General features: G+C 43.6%; 16 protein-coding genes and 1 pseudogene. 7 read left to right on the top strand and 10 right to left on the bottom strand.

Going from position 1 to position 19,020, the window contains the following annotated elements:
• The first annotated feature begins 384 nt into the window (after positions 1-384).
• Positions 385-2,346, top strand: coding sequence for a lipoteichoic acid synthase (gene ltaS, locus MWM02_RS01260; RefSeq protein WP_064552295.1), 1,962 nt, complete (start codon positions 385-387; stop codon positions 2,344-2,346).
• 13 nt (positions 2,347-2,359) lie between these two features.
• On the opposite strand, the gene MWM02_RS01255 is transcribed toward ltaS, so the two are convergent.
• Entirely contained in the window at positions 2,360-3,685 is a 1,326-nt protein-coding gene (locus tag MWM02_RS01255; RefSeq protein ID WP_244402765.1) for a S8 family peptidase, read from the bottom strand.
• A 215-nt stretch (positions 3,686-3,900) separates the two neighbouring features.
• On the opposite strand from MWM02_RS01255, the pseudogene MWM02_RS19535 reads away from it, so the two are divergent.
• Positions 3,901-5,299: pseudogene (locus MWM02_RS19535) on the top strand (IS1182 family transposase).
• Between the two features lie 74 nt (positions 5,300-5,373).
• Here MWM02_RS19535 and MWM02_RS01240 read toward each other — a convergent pair.
• From MWM02_RS01240 to MWM02_RS01220, 5 genes are read right to left on the bottom strand one after another with little or no spacing between them, the layout of a single operon-like run.
• Entirely contained in the window at positions 5,374-8,397 is a 3,024-nt protein-coding gene (locus MWM02_RS01240) for an efflux RND transporter permease subunit (RefSeq protein WP_244402763.1), read from the bottom strand.
• Positions 8,394-8,615 (bottom strand): DUF5957 family protein, encoded by a 222-nt coding sequence (locus MWM02_RS01235; protein WP_064552298.1) that lies wholly within the window; start codon positions 8,613-8,615, stop codon positions 8,394-8,396. The genes MWM02_RS01240 and MWM02_RS01235 overlap by 4 nt, the downstream gene beginning before the upstream one ends.
• Entirely contained in the window at positions 8,612-9,022 is a 411-nt protein-coding gene (locus tag MWM02_RS01230; RefSeq protein WP_064552299.1) for a DUF6220 domain-containing protein, read from the bottom strand. Before MWM02_RS01230 ends, MWM02_RS01235 begins: the two co-directional genes overlap by 4 nt.
• Positions 9,023-9,067: 45 nt before the next feature.
• Positions 9,068-9,256 carry a hypothetical protein gene (locus tag MWM02_RS01225; RefSeq protein ID WP_064552300.1) on the bottom strand — a complete coding sequence of 63 codons (189 nt, stop codon included), beginning with the start codon at positions 9,254-9,256 and terminating at the stop codon, positions 9,068-9,070.
• Between the two features lie 39 nt (positions 9,257-9,295).
• Positions 9,296-10,621: a multicopper oxidase family protein gene (locus tag MWM02_RS01220; RefSeq protein ID WP_244402762.1), complete on the bottom strand. Its 1,326-nt coding sequence runs from the start codon at positions 10,619-10,621 to the stop codon at positions 9,296-9,298.
• A 266-nt stretch (positions 10,622-10,887) separates the two neighbouring features.
• Between MWM02_RS01220 and MWM02_RS01215 the strand changes: the two genes are divergently transcribed.
• The 3 genes from MWM02_RS01215 (at position 10,888) to MWM02_RS01205 (ending at position 13,431) form a co-directional block, all read left to right on the top strand.
• Complete coding sequence (locus MWM02_RS01215) at positions 10,888-11,574, top strand: response regulator (protein ID WP_064552302.1); 687 nt, start codon at positions 10,888-10,890, stop codon at positions 11,572-11,574.
• The gene (locus MWM02_RS01210; RefSeq protein WP_244402761.1) at positions 11,571-12,902 is read left to right on the top strand and encodes a HAMP domain-containing sensor histidine kinase; all 1,332 of its coding nucleotides are present in this window, start codon (positions 11,571-11,573) and stop codon (positions 12,900-12,902) included. Before MWM02_RS01215 ends, MWM02_RS01210 begins: the two co-directional genes overlap by 4 nt.
• Before the next feature lie 64 nt (positions 12,903-12,966).
• Entirely contained in the window at positions 12,967-13,431 is a 465-nt protein-coding gene (locus MWM02_RS01205; RefSeq protein WP_064552304.1) for a DinB family protein, read from the top strand.
• A gap of 47 nt (positions 13,432-13,478) precedes the next feature.
• Here MWM02_RS01205 and MWM02_RS01200 read toward each other — a convergent pair whose 3' ends face one another.
• From MWM02_RS01200 to MWM02_RS01190, 3 genes are all read right to left on the bottom strand, one after another.
• Positions 13,479-14,189 (bottom strand): DsbA family oxidoreductase, encoded by a 711-nt coding sequence (locus MWM02_RS01200; RefSeq protein WP_064552305.1) that lies wholly within the window; start codon positions 14,187-14,189, stop codon positions 13,479-13,481.
• Positions 14,190-14,333: 144 nt separating this feature from the next.
• Positions 14,334-15,026: a DUF1129 family protein gene (locus MWM02_RS01195; RefSeq protein ID WP_244402760.1), complete on the bottom strand. Its 693-nt coding sequence runs from the start codon at positions 15,024-15,026 to the stop codon at positions 14,334-14,336.
• Positions 15,023-15,355, bottom strand: a complete 333-nt coding sequence (locus tag MWM02_RS01190) for a PadR family transcriptional regulator (RefSeq protein ID WP_064552307.1) — start codon at positions 15,353-15,355, stop codon at positions 15,023-15,025. The genes MWM02_RS01195 and MWM02_RS01190 overlap by 4 nt, the downstream gene beginning before the upstream one ends.
• A 535-nt stretch (positions 15,356-15,890) precedes the next feature.
• On the opposite strand from MWM02_RS01190, the gene MWM02_RS01185 reads away from it, so the two are divergent.
• Both MWM02_RS01185 and MWM02_RS01180 read left to right on the top strand, forming a co-directional pair.
• Positions 15,891-16,397 (top strand): EAL domain-containing protein, encoded by a 507-nt coding sequence (locus MWM02_RS01185; RefSeq protein ID WP_256462201.1) that lies wholly within the window; start codon positions 15,891-15,893, stop codon positions 16,395-16,397.
• A 75-nt stretch (positions 16,398-16,472) separates the two neighbouring features.
• Positions 16,473-17,318, top strand: coding sequence for a GGDEF domain-containing protein (locus MWM02_RS01180; protein WP_244402759.1), 846 nt, complete (start codon positions 16,473-16,475; stop codon positions 17,316-17,318).
• A 412-nt stretch (positions 17,319-17,730) separates the two neighbouring features.
• On the opposite strand, the gene MWM02_RS01175 is transcribed toward MWM02_RS01180, so the two are convergent.
• Positions 17,731-18,936, bottom strand: a complete 1,206-nt coding sequence (locus MWM02_RS01175; protein WP_244402758.1) for a trans-sulfuration enzyme family protein — start codon at positions 18,934-18,936, stop codon at positions 17,731-17,733.
• Positions 18,937-19,020: the final 84 nt, after the last annotated feature.

Here is a 19,020-nt window from a genome sequence, read left to right as displayed (position 1 = left end):
GACGATTCACTTAATAAAATGAGTAAAAGGCGCAGCCATCCATATATCCCCACATAAAAAATTTTTTTACATCCATTATGAAACTATTTATCTTTCTTTTTCGTCTATATACAACAGAGAGAAGTGCTTGTTCAAAAGAAGAGATAAGGAGAAGGAGGCCATCGACGGCGGGAAAAGGCAAAATTGAATGGAAATATGATAAAAACATTCCATTTGACTTTATATAAAATAATAGGTATTATGCTACTTGACGTAAGGATTTTTCAACGTAAAATGATGGTTTAACCGTTTTGCACGCTGCACTTTACTTGTGCAGCTGTTGTTCATATATTCGTAGTTACTTGCGTTAAACGCTTGAATAACGAATAAGGAGGCGAAGAGGACGTGAAGAGGATTGGCGAAAAGCTATTAGAAAAATATCGTTCTCTTTCTGACCAATATATTGGTTTTTTTATTTTTGCCGTATTTTTGTTTTGGATGAAAACATATATCGCTTATCAAGCTGAATTTCATTTAGGCATTAGCAATTCTATGCAGGAATTTCTATTATTCATTAACCCGATCAGTTCCGCGGTTTTCTCTTTTGGATTAGCGTTGTTGGCTAAAGGAAAGCGGGCATATATCTGGCTTATTATCATTAATTTCATTTTATCGTTTATTTTATACGCCAACATCGTATACTACCGATTTTTCAGCGATTTTATTACGTTGCCGACGCTAACGCAAACGAAAAACTTTGGAGATTTGGGCGGCAGCATTTGGGAATTAATCAAATGGTACGATATTTTCTACTTTTTAGATACGGTGATCTTAATTGCCATTGTCGCTTCCAAACGTTTTTCGCTGCCGGCGGTCCAAGTCGGTCGCTATAAAAAGGGCATCGTGTTCGCCATTGCCGCGCTCATTTTCAGCGTGAATCTTGCATTGGCGGAAATGGACCGTCCGCAATTGCTCACAAGAACGTTTGACCGCAATTATATTGTGAAATATTTAGGCGTTTACAACTATTTAATTTATGACGCCGTGCAAAGCATGAAATCGTCGACACAGCGCGCTTTTGCGAATAAAAGCGATATTACGACGGTTTTAAACCACGTGCAAGCAACATATGCGAAACCAAATCCGCAGTATTTCGGTGTCGCAAAAGGAATGAATGTGATTTACATTCATCTGGAATCGTTCCAAAACTTCTTGATTAACTATAAATTGCACGGCCAAGAGGTAACGCCATTTTTAAACTCGCTTGTGCATGATCCGAATACGTTTTATTTTGATAACTTTTTCCATCAAACCGGGCAAGGAAAAACGTCGGACGCTGAGTTTATGTTAGAAAACTCGTTGTTTGGATTGCCGCAAGGAGCGGTGTTTACGACAAAAGGGCAAAACACATACCATGCAGCGCCAGCTATTCTTCACCAGCACGGATATACGACGGCCGTATTCCACGGCAACTATAAAACGTTCTGGAATCGTGACGAAATTTATAAATCGTTCGGTTTCGACCATTTCTTTGACGCAAGCTACTACGATATGAACGATCGCGATGTGCTTAACTATGGATTAAAAGACAAACCGTTCTTTAGAGAGTCGATTCCGTTGTTGAAATCGTTAAAAGAGCCGTTCTATGTAAAATTTATCACGTTATCGAACCACTTCCCTTATCCAATTAGCGAAGAAGATGCCACGATCGAACCAGCGGATACAGGCGATGGCTCGGTAGACCGTTACTTCCAAACGGCTCGCTATTTGGATGAATCGTTAAAAGAGTTCTTTGATTATCTGAAAAAATCTGGTTTGTATGATCGTTCTGTCATCATTTTGTATGGCGACCATTACGGAATTTCTGAAAATCATAATAAAGCGATGTCACAAATATTAGGAAAAGAAATTACGCCGTTTGAACACGCGCAATTGCAGCGAGTGCCTTTATTTATCCGCGTCCCTGGCGTCAAAGGCGGAATCATGCATCAATACGGCGGGCAAATTGATTTATTGCCAACGGTCCTTCACTTATTGGGAATCGACACGAAAAACTATGTTCACTTCGGTACAGACTTGTTGTCGCCGGAACATCAAGAAATCGTACCGTTCCGTAACGGTGATTTTGTCACTCCGACCGTTACAGCAGTAAACGGAAAATATTATAATTCGAAAACGGGCGAACCAATTCCAGAAACTCCGGAAATCAAACAGCTGGAACAAATCGTCCGTACAAAACTTGACCTTTCGGATAAAGTCGTATATGGAGATTTGCTACGTTTTTACACACCAAAAGGATTCAAACCGGTCGATCCTACCAAATACGATTACAACAATCGCGAAGATGAAGAAAAGGGAAGCAAATAACAGCTTCCCTTTTCTATTTCGCCAACAGCTCAATCGCCCTTTTGGCGTTGACATATCCCGCTCCGTATATATTCGGATCCCGATCTTTCCATAAATCTGCACCTTCTTTTAATGCCCTTTTAACGTCATCTGGCGTTGCATCCGGCTTATATTGAAGCATTAACGCGGCAATACCGGCACAGATCGGCGTCGCCATCGATGTTCCCGACATGCTCATATAATATTGCCCAATGCGATTTTGTTTTTGATATTTATCAAGGAAAGACTTTGGCGCGCGCAAAGAAACAATATTGACCCCTGGAACAACAATATCCGGCTTGCTCACTCCGTAGTAAGTAGGGCCGCGGCTCGAAAAATCGGCAATTTCATCATCTTCTCTTGTTGCTGCCGTATCGCGGTCGTCTAGAGCGCCAACGGTAATGATTTTGTCGCTAATCCCCGGGCTTGAGATCGTTCGATATTCCGGCCCCGCGTTTCCAGCTGCCGCACAGACGACAATGCCGCTGTCCCATGCCTTTTCCACTGCTTGAACAAGCGGATCGTCATTTTCTGCTGGAAATGGCTGTGATTCCCCGCCTAATGATAATGAAATAATATCGATTTTTTCGTCTTTGTTTGTTTCATTGTATTGCATGCACCATTCAATGCCGCGAATAATCGCATCAAGCCTTCCTGCTCCCACTTTGTCGAGCACTTTCACCCCGACTACATTTGCCTCATAGGCGGGTCCCGCATACAATCCAGAAGAAGCCGAACCGTTCCCGGCGGCGTCCCCAGCGCAATGGGTGCCATGCCCATTATCATCATATGGCGCCGTACGGCCGTTGACAAAATCGACAAACTCGACGATCCGTCCTTCTAAATCAGGGTGTGGATAAATCCCTGTGTCAACAATCGCAATCGTAACGCCTTTTCCGCTTAATGTCGTGCCGTTAACGGTGACGTTTTTGGAGTTAGCGGACGGAACGGCGTTATTCAACAGCGCGCTTACTTCTCGGTTTAAGTATACTTTTTTCACATCGCGCCGTTGCAAAATTTGCTCCAATGCTTGCGGAGTCACTTCGGCACTGCATGAAGGGATATAGCGGAATTGATGATGAATTTTCATGCGGAAGTGCTGTTTTTCAATTTCTTTGAGGGCAAAAACGCCATTTTCTTCGTGAAAATGAATGATGACTGGAATTTTTTTCGTCTTTTTCATCCATCTTTCTAACTGTTTATGGATGACACACGGAGTATACAAAAAAGGTTTGCATATGCCTACCATAAAATGACGCAAAGGACGATCTAATTTATGTGCATAATTGCGCGCCAGTTGAACGATGGAATACTCAAACATTCGCTCTCCTCCTTTTAGCGAAACTCCGATATACTCTATGAAAAAGGAGGAACTTCGCAACGGTTTGTGCCTTGGGACAAACCAATTAAAAAAGCCTACCATACTCCATAAAGTATGATAGGCTTTCAGACTGTTGAAAAACGATTTTGTCAAACGACAAAATCGTTTTTTTATGATATATGTTGAGAAAACAACTGATTAGGAGAAACCAACTTATGTACTACTACCAATCGAACCTAGAGATTCAACAAAATCGTCAAGCTTATGAATCCATGTATGATCCTAACCATATCCTGGTTCAAATCGACAAATTGATGGATTGGAATCGTGTATATCAGTTACTGGAACCGTTTTATCCAAGTACCATTGGTCGCCCCACGATTGATCCATTGATTTTTGTAAAAATCCTCATGATTCAATATCTGGAAGGGTTTCGATCCGTTCGGTTTACCTGTAAACAAATCCAGCAACACGCCACGTATCGCTGGTTTTTAGGCATTTCCCTCACCGATAAAGTCCCTTGCCACTCCAGCGTTTCCAAGTTTCTTCGCCATCGGGTCGATCCCGGTGTATGGGAAGCGTTATTTGATCATGTCCTTCAACGGATTCAAGAAGATGGATTCTTATCTCCGGACACGTGGGCAGCGGATGAAACCGAGTGAAAAGCCAATGCCAATAAACGAAAACGCATCCAAGTGATTCAGACGATGGTGGAGAAAGAAGACGAAGACGTGTTACAACTGGTCAATGAAAAACGACGACAGCATGGAAAAAAACCGTTAGTTCCCAAAGCAGAGAAGCTGGTAACCAAAAAGAGGATATGTAGCACCACGGATCCAGATGCCGGGCTATCGGTCAAACATGATCCACGTGGTCTCTTTGCGTTCCACGATCATCGAATCGTTGACACCTTGCTTAATTTTATTTTGGATGCTTACGTGACTGCCGCCACCGTGCCTGGTCATCGTATTTTGATGGAGCGAATCGATCGTGTTCAACATCGAGTAGGATATTCTCCTAAAGAAATAGTGTTAGACGCTGGCTATTATAACGCCCGAATAGCAAGAGAATTAGAGAGAAAAGGGATTTCCGCGTATATGTCGCATCGACGCTTTCATCGAAAGGAACATCCCGATTGTCGTTCCGTGAAGTTCCAGCAAGTCACAGACGATGTGTATGCGTGTCCCTGTGGCGTAAAGTTCATGTATTCGACGTCCACCCGTTCTGGATATCATGAGTATAAACCAGCAGTGAAAGGAAGTTGTGTGGGATGTCCTGCCGCACAAGGCGCAAAGGATCGTGTATTTCGAGTTTCCGTTCATCAAGATATCTACGAACGAATGCGGAAACAACGGTTATCGATGAGAGGAAGAGTGTTGCGATCGGTACGTCCATCGACGATGGAGCGAAGTTTCGCCGAAAGCAAAGAACTCCACGGTCTTTGTTTCACACGATACCGTGGAGTCCAGCAAGTACAAATTCAGGTTTGGATCACCGCCATGATCCAAAACCTCAAAAAGTGGACCAAATTGCGATCACTCCAACAATATGGTCTATATCTAACCTGCCAATGGAAGAGAAAAAAAGAAAAGAAAAAGTTCACACTCCTCGTGAACTTTTTCTTGACGTCCGACTTTTTCAACACTTTGAAAGAGATGCCGATAAAGACGGCATCTCTTTTTCATTATTTACTCTTTTCGCTCTGCTTTCGCTTGTCGGATAAAGAACAGCTCATACATCACCGGAATGATGATGAGCGTGAGCAATGTAGACGAAGTGAGCCCACCGATGACCGTAATGGCCAGCCCTTTGGAAATTAACGTTCCTGATGCTTTCGTCAATGCAAGCGGAATGAGGGCAGCCACTGTCGCAAACGCCGTCATTAAAATCGGACGCAAGCGCGTTTTTCCTGCTTCAATGAGTGCATCGCGAATCGTCATTCCTTTTTGTTCGCGATTTTGCCTGATGCGGTCCACAAGGACAATCGCGTTTGTTGTGACAATGCCGATTAACATTAACAACCCGATCATCACACTCACCGACATCGGTTCGTTAGCGGCATACAACCCGAGAAGCGAACCAATCGGAACGAAAATGAGCGAGGATAAAATGATAAATGGAATTCGTGCCTTTCCAAATGTGATCAGCATGGTAACATATACCAGGCCGATGGCAACTACCATCGCCAAACCAAGTTGTTGGAACGTCTCAACCGTATCATCGCTTCCTCCGCCGCCTTCCAATGAAACTCCTTTTGGCAAATCAACGTCGTTTTCCAATTTCTCAATGACATCTTCGGTCACTTTTTGGATATTATCCCCGGCAATCTGCGCCGATACACGAGCGAATACTTTTCCATCCAGCTTTTGAATCGATGTATACGTTTCGACTTCCTTAACTGTTGCTAGTTTTGACACAGGAACAAGACCGCGTTTTGTGAAAATGAGCGTATTTTTTAACGCCTCAACAGCATCAACGCGTTTGTCGTATGCCAATTGAACTGTCCGTTCAACGCCATCAAGCGCCAGCGTTCCGACGTCAACCGGTTTCGTTTCATCCGCAATCGTTCCGAGAATTTGGAAGCTGGATACTCCATAAGCCGCTGCTTTTTCTGGATCAATATCGACAATGATTTGTTTTTGTTTATCCGCGAAATTGTTTGTTACATATTTTAAGTCTTTACGCTTCTTCAAGTATTCTTCTACTTGCTTCGCTGCCTTTTGTAAGGAAGCTAAATCGTTCGAATGTAAATCTATATTAATATTATTGTTAGAAGGTGGCCCTACCTGCAGTTCTTGCACGCCAAGCTTTGTGCCCGGCGCCTCTTTGTCAACAATCGTTTGCATGTTTTTTTCGAGCTTTTTTATAAAGGAAGCGACATTTACGCCTTCTTTTAAGCTAATGAAATAGTTTGCCTGATTTTGCCGCTTCAATCCGGTGCGAAAATCGCGGCTGCCAACTCCTGCGGTCACTTCTTTAATTTCCTTTTGCTTGTCAAACATCTTTTCGATTTTTAACGAAACATCGTTTGTTTTTTCAAGCGATGTCGAAGATGGGAGCTCGATGCTGGCGACTAGCGTCTTTTGTTCCTCATTTGGCAAAAACACGAACCCTAATTTGGGCACAAGCGCAAAAGAACTTACAAGCAACACAACCGATATCAATAAAATAACCGCTTTATGGTTTAATGCCCAAGCAATGACTCGTCCATAAACACGCTGCAACGCTCCTTCTTTTTCTTCAGGCGGAACTTTTTTGAAGGAGAATTTCGCTAAAATCGGCACAATGGTGACCGCAACAAGCAATGACATAAGTAACGAGAAAACAATCGTTAACGCAAATGGCAAGAAAAATTCACCGGTAATTCCGCCAACAAAGCCAAGCGGCAAAAAGACGACAACCGTTGTAATCGTTGATGAGGTAATCGCCTTTAAAATTTCTTTTGTCGAATCTTGAACAAGCTCATCTGTCATGCCGTGTTTCGACTTGCGGACCCGCCGGAAAATGTTTTCGATGACGACAATACTGTCATCAACGACGCGGCCAACCGCTACCGCCATTCCACCAAGTGTCATGACATTTAACGAAATATCGAGTTGATGTAGGAAAATCGACGCCACTAACAAGGATAATGGAATGGAAACAATAGCAATCACAGTCGCGCGCACGTTGCGCAAAAACACAAGCACGGCAATGGAAGCAAATAGAGCCCCTAATAGTCCTTCACGGATAAGCGATTCGACGGATTTTTTGATGGCTTCTGCAGTATCAAAGCCGATCGCATAATCAAATTCACCTTTGTGGGCATCTAATACTTTAATAACTTTGTCGGCCACTTCTACCGTATTGGCATCTTGTTTTTTCGTGATCGCCATGGAAAGGGAGTCTTTCAAATTGTAGCGTGTTATTTCTGGCTGCTCTGTCCTCGTTTCTATTTTCGCAATGTCTTTTAATTTTACCACTTGCGATGTTGGGGTAAGCGAGGACATTAACGGCATGTTCTTTAACGCTTCAACCGTTTCCAGTTTTTCTTGCACGCGCACAGGGATTTGCAATGTGTCGGTATTTACGCTTCCAGCAGGGAACGAAAGGAACTTTTCGTTAATCTGATCTTTAATTTGCGATAAACTTAACCCTGCCTGCAGCGCTTTTTGCTTATCAATCGTTATTTGCACCACATCATCTTTCATTCCGCCAACGGAGACAGAGTTAACGCCATTTATTTTATTTAATTCAGGAATCACATCTTGTTCTAATAACTTTTGCAAATCCACATCTTTTTTCGCAAATAAAGAGATGTTCAAAATGGGGGATGAACCAGTCGAAAAACGATTAATTTTTGTTTGAACATGATCAGGAAGTTTTGTATCTTTTATTAATGCATCGACTTGCCGTTCCATTTCATCCATATCGGTATGAAACGGAAACTCAAGGTTGATGATCGCAATGCTTTCAAACGAAGAGCTCTGCATTTTTTTCATTCCCTCAAGGGACTTAAACTTTTCCTCCAACTTCGAAGTGACCTGTTCATTTATGTCTTCAGGGGATGCTCCCGGGTAAACGACTTCAATCGATAGCTGTGGAAACTCAATATTCGGCTGCAAATCCATTTTCAAAGAGGAGAATGAATACAAACCTCCAAGAACAAGAAGAAAAGAAATAATAAATACGGCTACCGCATTTTTCAAGCTAAACTTCGTTAAAAAATTCATGCTTTTCCACCCTTTCCATTTGATTTGCGCCGCAATGCGATGAATGTGACAACAGCTCCCAAAACAGCAAGATAAACTGGCATATATTTCATCCATTTAAGCCAGACGGGGCGGTCAAATAAAAAATGCGCCGCAATGGCGATGATTTCTGATAGAACAATTCCGCCAATGAATCCAGTTATGAAGGCGATAATCATCGCCAAAAATATCTTCTTCACTCCGCTACCCCTCCCTCATTAGATCGGAAACGCCACTGTCCAGCCTGCTTCGCCACGATCCAAGAAATGGAAAATATGATGAGGGCAATGACAGGGTGAAGCGCCGCTGCACTTTTCATATTGGCGGTAAAGTACTGAGCAAAGATGAGCCCCAATAGCCCCGCGCTCTGCCAGCGCAACGTCTTTGGAAGCCGGCCGGCAAACGCAAAGATAAGCATGAGTATCGGCAATATCTCAAATAAATGCACAAAAACGATATGTTTCGTCCAATACATTGGATTAGAAAAGATGGCCATCCCCGCAAGGAACGTCTGGATCACAATGCAAGCAACAAGCCCCCATGCTAGGCCAGTGAAAATAAATCGGGAAACTCGAACACTTGTATTTACACGCTTTTCCTTATCCATTATCATCCCCTCCGTTCATTTCTCCATCTCCACTCCCCATATCTGTCAGCCATTCCGTTTACGCAGGAACAGCATGAGCGCGATTCCCGCACCGGCAACTGGCAACAAAAGAATGAGAGAGCCAAATGATACCCCAAACAATTGGAAGCTAGTATCGACAATGGCGATGGATAATACGAATCCACCAATCAATCCTCCAAGTAAAACCAACATCACCAAAATCGTTTTCTTCATTCCAATCATCCTTTCTTATGTTTTGGACGAACAGAATCGTTAGTCTGGAAAATTGCCCGATTTTGTCCCGACCCGGAACGGTGTCGTAACACCTTCATAGTTCACCATCATGCTCATCCCGGCAGCCGCGTGATTTAAATTGTGGCAATGCTCCATCCATAAACCCGGGTTATTCGCTTGAAAAGCGATTTCATAGACATCTCCCTGAAATAGCAAGACACTATCCGCGTAAATAGGGCTTCCTGATAAAGGCTTTCCGTTTTTCGTCAAAATCTTAAAAATATGCCCGTGTAAATGCATCGGATGCTCTGCACCTAATTTATGCTCAATGCGCACTTTGACCCATTCCCCCTCTTTCACGATGATCGGTGGAATGTCGTGAAACCTTTTTCCATTGATGTCGACAGGGCCTAGCACTAAATCGTACGTGCGGTCAAAATGCATATCAGGCGATATTCCATCTTCCTTTGGTGTGCCGTACGTAGTGAAATCGAAAATTTTTGCGTGTTTACTTAATTTTTTCGGTGCTCTTCCTTTCCCGAGAGAAATCGTCCAATCTTTCTGTTTTTTGCTGTATACCCGCACTTGACCGTTATCAGGCATGGTGAACAGGATATCATACCGTTGTCCACCCCCAATTGGTATCCATTCGTTTTGGATGACATCCGGCTCATTCAAATCATGCCCGTCAATCGAAACAACCTGAAAAGAAGCCCCGGCCACTCCCATCCACTGGACGCGGTTATAAGCGTTAATAAGGCGCAGGCGTACCGTTTCTCCCGGTGTTGCCTCCAGTTTCAGACCACCTTCTTGTCCGTTTGTCAAATATTCGTTTTCTCCTAATCTCTGTAAAATCACAGCATAGTCTCGGTCATAGTGGAACGTCTTCTCCTTCGGTTCGACAATCAAGCGGCCAATTAATCCACGCTTTACTTGCTCTGAACTTAGCTGATGGGAATGATACCAATAGGTTCCCGGATGTTTGGCGACAAACTCATACGTATATTGCTCGCCCGGCCGTACAACATCCTGTGTCACGCCGGGCACTCCATCCTGCGAACAAGGGAGGACGACGCCATGCCAATGAATGGTGACACCTTCTTCAATATTTTTGTTTGTCAGCTTGACGACCACCCGATCTCCTTCACGAACCCGCAACTCTGGTCCCGGCGTAGTTCCATTAAACGTCCATGCTTTTACCATTTTTCCGCTTTTTAATCTGACGAACGTTTTAGCTGCCGTTAAATCAAACGATTTCACGGGAGCATTCGAGGGCGGTTCCGTTAAATTCGAACAAGAGACAGCGTTTCCTCCTCCCATGGAATTCTCTTTTTGATGATGTGTGTGCTCCCATATTGATTTCATCTGGATATTTTCCACAAGCCCCCATGGTGCTTATGAAAATCAATAGCAATAGCGTCCTTGCCATGTTTCTAACTTGGATTAAGTTGCTTCTCATCCTCGTTCTTCCTTTCCCATATGGGCTTTGAGCCGCTACGGTCTCATCCTACCCTACCAAGACAATGTTGCAAACTTATGACGAACCTTTACGGGTTTGATGAATTTTTCCTAAATCGATGAAGATGGGGCTATAATGGAGAGAGAATGAGATGAAAGGAAGGAGGAAGAGGATGTCACATACATTGCTGTTGGTGGATGACGAGGAAAAAGTGCTCGAATTTATGGAGCCATTTCTGCGACAAGAAGGATTTGAAATCGTCACCGCTAAAACAGGAAAAGAAGCGCTACAAAAAGCAAAAGAAGTAAAGCCATCCCTTGTGGTGCTTGACTGGATGCTTCCAGAAATGAGCGGGATTGAAGTATGCCGCAAACTGCGAAAAACAAGCCGCGTCGGCATTATTATGGTAACGGCGAGAACAGACGAAACGGATAAAATTATCGGGTTGGAAGTCGGTGCCGATGATTATATAACCAAACCTTTTTCCTTACGGGAACTAGCAGCTCGCATCCGCTCGGTATTGCGGCGAATAGAGGGGCAAGAAAATCAGGAGGAAATGATGCAGCGGGGCGAATTGACGATTTCCGAAGCACAATGCCGCGTATGGAAACGAGGAAAAGAAATCCCCCTGACGCCAACCGAGTTTAAATTATTGCTGACCCTAGCCGCCAAACCAGGCGTTGTATATAGCCGCCTACAGTTATTGCAAAACGCCTTGGAAGATGACTTTTTAAATGATGAGCGGACCGTAGACGCCCATATTAGCCGCCTTCGCAAAAAAATTGAAGACGATCCTTCCAATCCTGTTTACATCCAAACAGTCTATGGATTTGGCTATCGGTTCGGTGAACGAGGATGAGCATCAGACGCAAGCTGTTTCTTTCCATGGCAGCCTTTATTATCGGAATGGGGGTCATATTTGCTTTATTGACCAAGGTTGTGGTCAAGGATATACTCGACGTTATGTTGCGTGTAGACAGAAGCAAAGAAATCGAGGAATTGTCCAGCGTTTTTGCCGATTACTATGAAAAACACTATCATTCTTGGAACGGTGTAAAGCGCATCCATATCGACACAGACATCGGAAAAAGACACGAAGAGGTCAGTTTCGTGCTCTTGTCGCCGGAGCGAAAACGGCTATATTCCGCGGGGGATACACGCCACGAATGGGTCATAGGATTAGGCATTCCAAGTAAAGTGCAAGTAAATGGAAAAACCGTCGCTTTTTTGTATTATTACGACCGCGAAGTCGGCAATATGTCGAAATTGCGGATGGGAATTACTAGTTCTGTCACTACGCTATTATTGTTTAGCGCCGTCGTTTTTGTGCTTCTTTCCCTTTTGGTCGCATTTTGGCTGTCGAAACGGCTCACTGCGCCGCTAGGCCTGCTTATTCCCGCGATCGACCGTTTAGGGAAAGGCGAATTCGGTGTCCAAGTGCCTGTCGTCACAAACGATGAATACGGAAAAGTCGCGCAAACGTTCAACGAGATGTCGAAGCAGCTGCAGCGCGCCGAAGAAGCTCGCAAACATTTAGTTGCCGACGTTGCGCATGAACTTCGGACACCATTAACAATCATTCGCGGCAAGCTTGATTGGATTCAACAAAGCGGCCGTTCGATTGAGCCAGAGAGTTTACTGCCTTTGCAAGATGAATTGATTCGGCTGACCCGTCTTGTGGACGATCTTCATCATCTATCGCTCGCTGAAGCGGGAAAGCTCCCGCTTGAACGCAAACCGACAGATATGTACACGCTTTTGCAACAGATGATCGAGCGAGTCACACCAAGCGCGGAGGAAAAAAACATCCATATCCATATGACTTGTTCTACGGACAAAACAACGATTCCCGTCGACCCGCACCGCATCACGCAAGTGTTTCTTAACTTGCTTGTCAATGCGATCCGCTATACCCCTGAAGGAGGAGCGGTGAAAGTAACGATCGATGAAGAAACAACCATATTGCGAATTGCGGTTGCGGATACAGGCATCGGCATCGCACCGGAGCACTTGCCGTTGTTGTTTAATCGCTTTTACCGCACCGATGAGGCAAGAACGCGCAATCGGGGCGGAACGGGACTGGGGCTGGCGATTGCCAAAGAATTCATATTGGCCCACGATGGTACGATCGATGTAGAAAGCACCCCTGGGCAAGGAACAACCTTTATCGTCAAGCTGCCTTACTAACCGTTACCCTGCCTTCTTGTGATATAATCAAACAGGAAAGCAAATTCCAAAGGAGGAAACGCATATGAGCCGCGCAAAACAATTTACGCAATATTTTTTGTCCCATCGCAATGTCACGGTCGAATTAATCAACAAAATCGAAGAAAAGCATTATGACTACAAACCGACACCAACATCGATGCCAGCAAAAGATTTAGCCACCCATATTCTTTTCAGCTTTTATAAATTTGCCAACACCGCCAAACATGGAGATCCGACGCTATTTACACAAAAAATCGAAGAGACAGAGACCAATTTGCAAAAACTTGCGGAAACATATACAGAAAAAACGAAGCAATTACTGGAATCCCTTACCGATGAAGATTTCGAGCGCGTTTTAGATCTCACGAACGTATTTGGCGCGAAAATCCCAGCAGCGCAATTTTTGCAAATGGCAATGGATCATGAAATCCACCATAAAGGCCAGCTGTTCGTATACGTCCGCGAAATGGGGCATACCGACTTGCCATTGTTTGTCCAACGCGGATAATGAAACAACCAGACGGTTTTCCGTCTGGTTGTTTTTTGTACGTTCGCCTATTGTATTTGGCAGCTGCCGTCTGTGCATTGTCCGCCTCCATCCGATGCCAGCGGCTGCAATGGCGAGTTAGCGTTTTCCTCTTCCCATACTTTTTTAAGCGCCTGCATAAACACTTCCGTCGGCTGCGCACCGGAAATCGCATATTTTCGATTCAGCACAAAGAACGGCACGCCGCGGACGCCAAAACGGGCGGCCTCCGCCTCATCCTTTCTCACTTCATCGCTATAGCGATCGCTTTCGAGAACTTGTTTCACTTCGTCTTGATCCAGCCCTACTTCGGTAGCCAGCTCGATGAGCACATCATGGTCGCTAATCCGTTTCGAATCGGTAAAATACGCTTGGAACAGCCGCTCCGTCATTTCTGGAAGTTTTCCCCGCTCTTTGGCATATTTGGCAAGGCGGTGGGCGTCAAACGTATTCGTCGGCTTCATCGTGTCAAAGCGGAACGTCAGCCCGACGGACTCTGCCTGTCTGCCAATATCGGCATTGGCCCTTTTCGCCTCTTCAACCGAAATGCCGTATTTTTTCGCGATGATTTCGTGGATCGTCATATCATAATGCTTTTTTGCGTTTGGGTCCAGCTCAAAGCTGCGGAATACAACTTCGACTTGGTCTTTATGCGGAAACTGCTCAAGCGCTTTTTCCAAGCGGCGCTTCCCTATATAGCAAAATGGGCAGACAAAATCGGACCAAACCTCTATTTTCATCGTATATGCACCTCGGTTTAGGCTCTCCGTTGCATAAACAACAAGAAAGCAAAATTTATGTTTCCGTCTTATTATAGCGAATCGAGATGCCGATATTCAAATAAATGAACTCGACATGCATAAAGGAAATGCTACTCATCGTCATTACTTTGTAATGCGAAACTTCTTATTGAGCATCCATGTCACAGCTAATACAAGCAATCCAAAAAGGATCCGAACCATTCCTCCCGCTTCGATACGGTAACCAAATTCAGGGACAAGCCTTTCCACTAGGACAAACATACCGATGACAATGCAAAAAACAAACGAGACAATCAAAAAATCCTTTACCTTGTTACCAAAGATACTCGAAACATCGCGGAAAACGTATTTTCTAACCGAGAGCATAACGAGAGCAACCACTAACAAAATAATAGCAAGGTCAATAACAAAAAGAACAAACGCTTTCCCGAGATAAACAGTATCATCCACATCTGTAAACAGCTCTGCTACCAGTTCTACTGCACCTGTCGCCAAGGCAATGAGAGCGAATAAGCGGATCATTAAATAACCAATAAAAGCATATATATTTCTCTTTTTTTCCTTTGGCAGCTGACAAATCAGTTCATCGCAATATGCCTTTGCATCTTTGCCAAATACATCTTCCGCGCTTTTGCCATGCTTCTGCGCCTCCAATAAATGGTCTAACAATTCCATTAGCAGCTCTTCGCTTTGCTGTTCCGATAACATTAAGTGGGAGCGGATATAAACAAGCATATTTTCATAGTAGTTTCGATTATGTTCATTCAACTGTTTACGCTTTTCATTATTAAGCGCAATCAAATCTTTCGCGTTCATTCCATGTTTCCCCCTCTCAAGATTTTCTCGACTGGATTGCGAATGCTCTCCCACTCGGTGATGAAGTCTTGCAGTGCTTCCTCCCCTTTTTCTGTCAGATGATAATACTTCCGCTTCGGTCCTGAGGGGGAATCGTGCATTTCCCCCTTAATCAACCCCGCTTTTTGCAGGCGAAGCAACAGCGGGTAAATGGAACCTTCGCTTACGTCATTAAGGCCAAATTCCTGCAACTTTACCGACAGTTCATAACCGTACACAGATTCCTTTTTGATAATGGCTAAAATACATCCTTCTAACACTCCTTTTAACAACTGGCTTCTTAGCGACATATTTCCAACTCCTTATATATCTTGCAATACAAGATAGTTAAAGAAAGAAAATGTATCTTGCAATGCAAGATACTTATGCATTCATTATATAGACATTTCCAACCGATTTCAACTAAAACAGGCAAACAGCTACTGATCCCGCTTCCTTCTTATCGTCCATGAGCTAGCAAGCTCCCACATTCCTTCATGACTGTTGTCCATTATAGAAAACATAAAAAACATCTTTTTATCAAAAAATGTCGAAAAAAGAGGAATTTTGCCGTATAATATTATATTAGGCATAAATGACTAGTCTATTATTCCTAACAAGAAAAGATAAATCATTTTCGTCATCAAAGTTAGGAGGAATGGCATGCCAGATGAAAATAGAATAGTTTTTACAGGAAGCTATACTTTTAGATGACATTATATGCAATAAAAGGTTTTATCACGTATTCCAGCCGGTTTACGCGCTAAAAGTAAAAGATTGGCGTGTATTCACATATGGTACTTTATTGCGCTGTGAGTTTTTTCGAATTCTGAGTTACTTTTTCAATTGGCCATGAAACAAAACAGGTTGTATGAATTAGATATTTTTTTGATTAATCACGCTTTAACTTCATTTCACATGCAATCTATCCCATTGTTTATCAACGTTTATCCTTCGACAATCGTTCATCCGGCATTTCCCGATTTTCTGCGGAAACTAAAGCCGATACGTTCTTCCCGCCAACATATTGTGCTGGAAATCAATGAACCGGAAAAAATATCCGACATCGGTTTACTAAAAAAAGCGATACGTTTTTTAAGAACTGGCGGTTTTTCCGTCGCTCTTGATGACATCGGCAAAGTGGAGTTTTCCCTACATACCGTAACAGAGCTTGAACCGGACTTTATGAAGCTAGACCGATATTATTCTGCCGAGTTATCCATTTTCGTAAAAAAAACAAAACGGATTCAAATGTTTTTAAACTTTTGCAAGCAAAAAAACATTTATTTAGTTCTAAAAGGAATAGAAGAGCCAAAAGATTTAGCAATGGCTAGAAAATTAGGCGTTCATTGAGGGTAAGGATATCTACTAGGAAAACCGTTGCCAATCAAGAATTTCTGACTACTATGTAAAGGAGAAAAATGAATAATGAGCTATAAGTTCATATATATATTTATTTTCGCATCGTTCATCACAACGTTAGTAATTAACTACTATTTTTCTTTCCCATCGCTATGGATGCTTCTTTTAATTCCTAGCGTCGCGATTATATTTTTATCGCCGACATGGAAAACAACGATCATTGTCGGGATATTAGGGATCATTCTTATCACGGTCTCCGAATTTTTGTTTTATCAAGGAAAAATGTTATATGAAGACGAAGTTTCCCTCATTATGACGGGAATATTAGAATGGATCATCTTTATGATTATCTCCTTTTTTCAAATAAAGACAGCAAAATTGATCATCAAACTGGGGAATTTTGCGTTAACCGATCCGCTTACTGGAATCTACAATCGCCGATATTTGGAATTATATATGGAAAAAATAATCCCTTTATCCCAGGAACAAGAACAAGCAATGACATTAATCATGTTTGACATCGATCATTTTAAAAAAATTAATGACACATACGGTCATCACGCGGGAGATATCGTGTTGAAAAAAATAGTTCGAGTGATAAAAGGGGTTATTCGCGACTCTGACGTATTTGTTAGAATGGGCGGCGAAGAGTTTATCATTCTTTTGCCGAACTGTTCATTAGAACATGGAATCAAATTCGCTGAACGGATCCGCACAACGGTGGAAAACACGAAATTTATTTATAAAGGAATCCGCATATTTGTAACGATCAGCATTGGCGTTACCGAATATACCGAAGGGCAAGATTTGAAGAAATTTTTAGACAAGGCGGATCAAGCGTTGTACAAAGCAAAAGAGACGGGCAGAAATAAGGTGGTAGGACTAAATAACTCGATAGCATTCCAAAACTAAAAAACAGTCCGATCACTTGAAAAATTGATGAAATGTCGCGTACCAGCAAGCTCATGTTGTATCACTGAAATATAAAAAGGAAGTAATAAATCTTCCCGCGCAGAAACATTTATTACTTCCTTTTCTTGCCGAAAAAATCAAAGCGAACGGCTCTTTCTCGTATTTCAATCCTTTTGTCGCTTCGCATATGTCCATTCCATAAAAAAGCAAGCCCCAAAATCCGGACTTGCGAACTTTGTCGTCATACTTGAAAAACCCGCAATTGTTCGGGCAGATTCTACAGCCGCTTACACTCCATGCTCCGCTTGCAGACGATATTGCGTTGAACTCCCCGTGGAAAAGTGCGTTTCTCATGTTTTTTCACCACCGCTTATAGTACAACCACTCATTGTGAAGAAGCCTTAACACGATTTTAAATCGTCTGCAAAGCCTGCCACACATCCGCTTTCAGGTCATCGATATGCTCGAGGCCAACCGAGAATCTCACGAAATTGGCCGGAATGCCAGCGGTCCGCATTTGCTCCTCGGTCATCACTCCTTCCCACATTGCTGCTGTATGTACCACAAGGGAATCGACTCCTCCCAGACTCACTGCATTAGGCGGCAGTTTTAACGCGGAAACAAACCGCTGAGTTTCTTCATAACCACCTTTGATGGCAAAGGCAATGACCGCCCCGAACCCTCGCATTTGCCGTTTTGCCAATTCGTGTTGTGGATGGCTAGGAAGGCCAGGATAATACACCCGCTCTACCTGCGGCTGCTCCTCCAAAAATTCAGCCAAAGCTAAAGCGTTGGCGTTAATGCGTTCCATTCGTATCGGAAGCGTACGCAGACCGCGCAATAATAACCATGCATCCATTGGCGAAAGGACCGAACCAATGGAAATATGCGTATGCCAAATACGCTCAGCTAGCTCCTCGCTCGTGCAGATGACACCGGCCGTCAAATCATGGTGTCCCCCCAAATATTTTGTTGCGCTGTGAATAACGATATCGACACCGAAATCGTGAGGACGCTGATTGATCGGCGACGCAAACGTGTTATCAGCCACAACGATAATTCCTTGCGGACGCGCCAATTCCACCACCGCAGCCAAATCCGTCAACACTAAAGTCGGATTGGCTGGCGTCTCCACCATGATGAGCTTTGTGTTAGGCCGTATCGCTTCCGCAAAAGCGTTGATGTCCGATTGTTCGACCAGAGTCACTTCCACTCCAAATCGCGGCAACATCTCATCCATGATCTTGGCGGTGCTCATATAGTGCCGAGTCTGTGCGATCACATGATCTCCTGCACTAACTAAAGCTAAAATGGTCGTAGCGATTGCCCCCATCCCGGAACCAGTGACAAGCGCGGTTTCAGTGCCTTCCAGCTCAGCCATAATCCTTGCGACACGCTCATATAATGGGTTCCCATAACGTGTGTAATACCGTGGATGCCGGGGGGTTCCCGCCATTTCCGCAAATTCGCGGGAATTATGCGCACGAAACGTGGCTGTGTAATAAATTGGCGGAGCCACCCCTCCATCGTCCGCTACCCAATCGTCTCCATGTACGACCAATGTTTCCGTTCGTAGCCCTTCAAGATTCCGCGCTTCGCGATGATCACGTCTATTCATCTACTCTCTCTCCTTTACTTTTCTGGATAAGGGATCTTGGTAAAAAATTAGTGCCGTCCATTAGGCTCGCATGGATCTTCCCAT

The organism is Parageobacillus sp. KH3-4 (assembly GCF_022846435.1).
Taxonomy (GTDB): Bacteria; Bacillota; Bacilli; order Bacillales; family Anoxybacillaceae; genus Parageobacillus; species Parageobacillus thermoglucosidasius_A.
The sequence above is the reverse complement of the archived record's forward strand: the minus strand, read 5'-3'. Positions and strand labels throughout refer to the sequence as shown.